Source organism: Holdemanella sp. (assembly GCF_056804935.1).
Genome location: NZ_DBMEXE010000199.1, coordinates 1130 through 2998, shown reverse-complemented (window position 1 = coordinate 2998; position 1869 = coordinate 1130). Strand labels below are relative to the sequence as shown.

Annotated in this window: 2 protein-coding genes; both read left to right on the top strand. The window is 33.7% G+C overall.

From position 1 onward, the window contains the following. The first annotated feature begins 83 nt into the window (after window positions 1-83). Window positions 84-1460 carry an MATE family efflux transporter gene (locus ACZQCL_RS08165; RefSeq protein ID WP_482482705.1) on the top strand — a complete coding sequence of 459 codons (1377 nt, stop codon included), beginning with the start codon at window positions 84-86 and terminating at the stop codon, window positions 1458-1460. A 115-nt stretch (window positions 1461-1575) separates the two neighbouring features. Continuing rightward, on the top strand, window positions 1576-1869 hold a 294-nt coding region (locus ACZQCL_RS08160; RefSeq protein WP_482482703.1), incomplete at its 3' end, for a DUF3196 family protein.

Sequence of the window (1869 nt, the reverse complement as noted above, 5' to 3'; positions counted from 1 at the left end):
AAATGAGTTAAATGTCATTCGTGAGCATTCAATGGTAAATAAGCAGTTAATTGCACAGTTTAGAAAGAGGGAATTTGATTAGTATGCAAAATCCATTAGGGTATGAAAAAGAGTCATCATTATTAAAAAAGTTTGCGATACCAAGTATTATCTCAATGCTTGTATCGTCACTATACAACATTGTAGATCAAATCTTTATCGGTCAAGGTGTTGGTTTTCTAGGAAATGCTGCAACTAATGTGGCGTTTCCATTAACAACAATTGCACTTGCGATTGCATTGTTGATTGGGATTGGTTCAGCAAGTTTATTTAGTTTATATCTAGGTGAAAAGAAGCCAGAACGATCAAGTAGTATTGCTGGGAATGGTATTAGTATGTCTGTACTTTGCTCAGTAATCTATGTTGTTTTAGTACTTGTATTTCTTGAACCACTATTAAAATCGTTTGGGGCTACAAGTACAATTATGCCTTTGGCACTTGAATATACACGAATTACAACTTTGGGTGTTCCATTCTTGATTACGACAAATGTGATTAGTAACTTGATTCGTGCAGACGGGTCACCAAAATATTCAATGACATGCATGGTTGCGGGAGCTCTTGTGAATACAATATTAGATCCTTTGTTTATTTTTGTATTTCATATGGGTGTCGCTGGAGCTGCCATTGCCACAGTAGCTGGTCAAGTGATTTCATTTTTTATTGCTGCCTGGTATATTAAGAGTTTTCAACATATTGAATTTAATAAAAAGAGTTTACGTATTTCTTTGAAGGATACAAAGGAAATGGCAACCATTGGAATGAGTGCTTCACTAAATCAGATTGCGATTTTGTTTGTGCAAATCGTATTAAATAATTCATTGACGTATTATGGACAGTTTACTAAGTTCGGTAGTGATATTCCTTTAGCTGCATGTGGCATTGTGATGAAAACCAATGCGATATTATTAGCTATTATTATTGGTATTTCGCAAGGTATGCAGCCAATCATTGGATTTAATTATGGAGCGCAAAAATATGAGCGTGTTAAAAAGACGTTCAAGCTTGCGATAAGTGCAAATTTGGTTGTTTCATTTATTGGTTGGGCCTTATTTCAATTCTGCACAAGTACTGTATTATCAATATTTGGATCAGGGGATGCGAACTATTTTGAATTTGCGACAATGTTTATGCAAATCTATCTAATGCTAGTATGTGTTGATGGAGTACAGATGTTATCGTCTAGCTTCTTTTCGTCAATTAAAAAAGCATATTTAGGAATGTTTTTGTCGATGACAAGACAGGTGTTGTTCTTGATTCCGTTTGTTTTGATCTTACCTAAATTTTTTGGATTGAATGGAATCTTATACGCGGCTCCCATTGCGGATTTTGTAGCCTTTGTAGTATCGGTTATTTGTATTTTAGCTGAATTCAAGAAGTTAAATGAATTAGAAAAAAGTAGGAAAACAAATTCTCTGTAAAAGGAGAGTTTTTTTCTTTAAATGACATTCTACGGATTCTGTATTTTAGAAATGCGTAGAATTGATTATTATCGATATTTATGGTAGAATACTAATGTTTCGCATGGAGGTATAAGTGAACGCATATTATCATTCTTTAATCGAAGAAATAAAAAAAGAGATAGATGAAAAAAGTTATGCCCAGGCGTACGAATTGATTTGTCAGGAACTGAACATGCCTTATGTTCCAGAAGATGCATTGGAGTTATTGGAATATTATAAGTCTGAATGTAAACCTTATTTGGAACAAAAGAGTAAGAGTATGGATTTCAGCAAGTTACAGGATTATGTTCATGGTACTCTAGAACAAAAAATCTATGCGATTTCTATTTTAGAAAACACGAATCTAAGAATGTGTCATGATGAAGTT

What these genes read in the sequence shown, in the direction of transcription:
- ACZQCL_RS08165 (WP_482482705.1), top strand. Translation starts at nt 84, where the DNA reads ATGCAAAATCCATTAGGGTATGAAAAAGAGTCATCATTATTAAAAAAG.